The sequence below is a fragment of the Synechococcus sp. 1G10 genome (genome assembly GCF_002252625.1).
Classification (GTDB): domain Bacteria; phylum Cyanobacteriota; class Cyanobacteriia; order PCC-6307; family Cyanobiaceae; genus Regnicoccus_A.
In genome coordinates, this window is the sequence record NZ_NQKW01000050.1 from 1 (window position 1) to 3390 (window position 3390).

Sequence of the window (3390 nt, forward strand, 5' to 3'; positions counted from 1 at the left end):
GGCCATCAGGCAGCTGCAGCCTGAGGAATACTCAGAGGTGAACCTGGATCCCCCACTTTGTTGCCCTGGGGCTGGTTTTCACTTTCTCAGGAGGCCCTAAGTACCGCCGTCAAGGCGGCTGGGAGTCCTACGGCACCCCCCGGCGGATCGGCGTTCTTGATGGCCAGTACGACTGGCTCAGGGAGCGGTTCCTTGCCCACAACGGCAATGCCGATGTGGTGCGCCAGGAGCTCGCCAGCGAGAAGGGCATCGCCGTGTCACTGCGCACCGTGGAGAGGGCGGTGGGGCCCTGGCGGCAGGAGTTGCGGGCCGCAGCGCTGGCGACGGTGCGGTTTGAGACGCCGCCGGGCAAGCAGCTGCAGGCGGATTTCGGTGAGACCTACAGCTGCATCGCCGGCGAGAGGATCAAGGTGCACCTGTGCGTGCTGACCCTGGGTTACTCGCGGCGGCTGGTGGTGCGGGCCTACCGGCATGAGCGCCAGGCCAACTGGTTACTCACCATGGAGGAGGCCTTCCGCCACTGGCGGGGCGTACCGACTGAGGTGTTGTTTGATAACGCCCGCGCCCTGGTCAAGGAGCACGATCCGGGCCGTCAGGTGCTGGTGTTCAACGAGCGGCTCGATGCCTTTGCCCGCTACTGGGGATTCCTTCCCAAAGCCTGCCGGCCTTACCGGGCCAGGACAAAGGGGAAGGACGAGCGCGGCGTCGGTTACGTCAAGAAGAACGCCGTGGCCGGCAGGGAGTTTGCCAGCTGGGAGGCGCTGGAAGCGCACCTGGAGCACTGGAGCCGGGAGGTGGCCGACGTTCGCATCCACGGAACGACCGGTGAACAGCCGTTGGTGCGTTTCCAGCGGGAGGAGGCCGCTGCCCTGCAGCCGTTGCCCCACAAGCCGTCGTTCCTGGCGGAGCGGGAGCTGGTGCGGGTGGTCCACAACGACGCCTGCGTCGAGGTGGAGGGCAACTGGTACAGCGTCCCCTGGAAGCTGCTCAAGCAGCGGGTGAGCGTGCTGCTGCGGGATCAGCAGGTGCTGATCCGTCATGGTGGCCGGGTTGTCGCCCGCCATGAGCGGATGGCGGCCAATCGGCGTCATCGCTCCGTGCTGCGGGGGCACTGGGATGGCCTGGTGCCAGCGCCCCAGCAGGACTTGGCCGAACGGTCACTGCCCTCAGCTGATGGCGCCAGCTGCGTTGGGTCCGCCTCAGCCGCGTCCCCGCCCTGTGGGGGCGGAACGCGGTGGCGGACCGGCGTGATGCGCAGCTCAGAACTGGCCCGCTCACTGGCGGTCTATGCCGCCGAGGTGGGCGAGGAGGTGGCGGCATGAGCCCCACCAGAACCGGTCAACCAGGTCGTCAGGAGCCGCTGGTCACGATGCCGCCGGTCCCCGTAGAGGAGCTGGACGACATGCTCAGCCGCCTGAGACTGACCGCCATCCGCGACCAGCTCGACAACCTGCTCGAGGAGGCGGCCCGAAAGGAGCTGAATCTGCGCGAGGCATTGACCTGGCTGTGTGCGGCGGAGATCGCCCGCAAGGACCAGCGGCGAATCGCGATGGCGATGAGCATCGCCAAGTTCCCGTTCGTGCGGACGCTGGAGGGGTTTGAGTACGAGGCCCAGCCCTCGCTCGATCCAGGCCAGATCCGGGAACTTGCCACCTGCCGCTGGGTGGCTAACGGCGACACCCTGCTGCTGCTCGGTCCGCCTGGAGTAGGCAAGACACACCTGGCCGTCGCCCTGGGGCGTGAGGCGGTGAGCAAGGGCTACACCGTTCAATACGTCTCGGCGATGGAGCTGATCTCCACCCTCGCCCGGGCCCATAACCAGACAGCGCTGGAGAGCCGGCTGAGCCAGTACGGCAAGAGCAAGCTGCTGATCATTGACGAGCTGGGCTACCTGCCACTGGAGCCCGATGCGGCACACCTGTTCTTCCAGCTGATCTCACGCCGCTACGAGCGCGGCAGCGTCCTGATCACCTCCAACCGCCCCGTTATGGAGTGGGGTGAGGTGTTCGGCGATCAGGTCGTCGCCACCGCGATCCTCGATCGGCTGTTGCACCACAGCCATGTGCTGACCGTGCGGGGCGACAGCTACCGCCTGCGCGAGAAACGCCGCTCCGGCCTGCTCAAGAGCAGCAGTGCCGTGAGCACCATCCCAGCCACCGGGGAGGAAGGGAGCCCATGAGCATCCCGTTCCTCCCGATCCACCCCCTTTCCCAACGACTGATGAGCAAGACCAACCGGCGCCGGCTACGGCGTCAACAAGCCGGCGCTACAGCCCCACAGGGTGGACCAGTTTTCGTGTCGCCGGAGGACCAATTCCGGATGTCGCTTGACAGGCAGGCCAGGGAATTGCCCAGGCTGTAGAACCTGAAGTCCGGACGGCCCGTGCGGATGTTGCCGATCAGGTAGCCGCCGCGGTTCTCCAACCAGTCCTGGAGCCAGTCGGGGATCACCTGGGGCTGCACGTTGAATTCGTTTTCGTGCTGGTCGCCGCCGTATTGCTCGGTGGGGCGGCGGCGCAGCACCTGCATCGTCTTGCTGGTGATCCAGTAGTTCTTCAGCAGGAAGGAGCGGAGGTTGTGAATCCACTGGCGGTTGAGCTTGAGACGCTGCTCCAGCAGGCTGCTGCTGCGGTCGCGCCGCGCGATCTCCATCAGATGGCCACAACTGCGCAGGCAGCCGAACAGAAAGAAGCATCTCCACCTCCAGGGGGGGGGCCCAGACGTCCATCGGACGATCGGTCATGAAGGAACAGTCCGGAACGAACAGCAGGCTGGCGTCCACCGAGGTGATCATTCCGATTGAGCGTTGGCCGCAGTCGGCCAGCAGCTGGCCGTTCTCCTCGACAAAGCTGGTGGGGAGGAGGCCGCGGGTCTGGTACGTGCTGCTCTGCAGGTCGAGGCAGACGCTCAGAAAGTGACGAACAATGTCAAATCGACCCTCCAGCAGCAGGTGGAGCATCATTGGCACGTTGTCGCGCAGGAACACCTCGCCGTAATTGAGGGCGTCGTGGCTGCGGGGATGTTCCAGGGCGGCCACTGATCCCACCAGGGAGCCCTGCACCGACACCAGGGTGCGCTCGAACTTTTCGCGGGCGCTGGCCACCACGGCGTCTTCACGGGAGCCGGGCCTGACGCGAAGCCTCTCCTGGCTGAAATGTGTCGACAAGCCTGGACTCCACTCGAACGGGTCCTGTGGCAGCGAAACCATAGACAGGACCAGCGATCTGAGGCGCTCGGCGCGGTGCCATGAATCTGATCGCCGCAGCGGTGGCATTGCCTGTGGTATGTTTTTGGACTGCGCGTGAGCCGGAAGGCGAGCGCTGCAGGGCTTGCAACTGAAGTGGGGGCGAGAGCCTGCCGTCGGTGTTGTAAGTTTCAAAAGCGGTCGGGA

At 65.5% G+C, this 3390-nt stretch carries 2 protein-coding genes and 1 pseudogene; 2 read left to right on the forward strand and 1 reads right to left on the reverse strand.

Annotation, left to right across the window (positions count from 1 at the left end):
• Window positions 1-71: 71 nt before the first annotated feature.
• Window positions 72-1322, forward strand: coding sequence for an IS21 family transposase (gene istA, locus CJZ82_RS17335; protein WP_255381101.1), 1251 nt, complete (start codon window positions 72-74; stop codon window positions 1320-1322).
• A complete protein-coding gene (gene istB, locus CJZ82_RS17340; RefSeq protein WP_304442178.1) occupies window positions 1319-2179 on the forward strand; it encodes an IS21-like element helper ATPase IstB in 861 nt (286 codons plus the stop codon). Before istA ends, istB begins: the two co-directional genes overlap by 4 nt.
• Window positions 2180-2330: 151 nt before the next feature.
• On the opposite strand, the pseudogene CJZ82_RS17345 reads toward istB, so the two are convergent.
• Window positions 2331-3165: pseudogene (locus CJZ82_RS17345) on the reverse strand (glycoside hydrolase 100 family protein); the annotation flags it as partial.
• Between the last annotated feature and the right edge of the window lie 225 nt (window positions 3166-3390).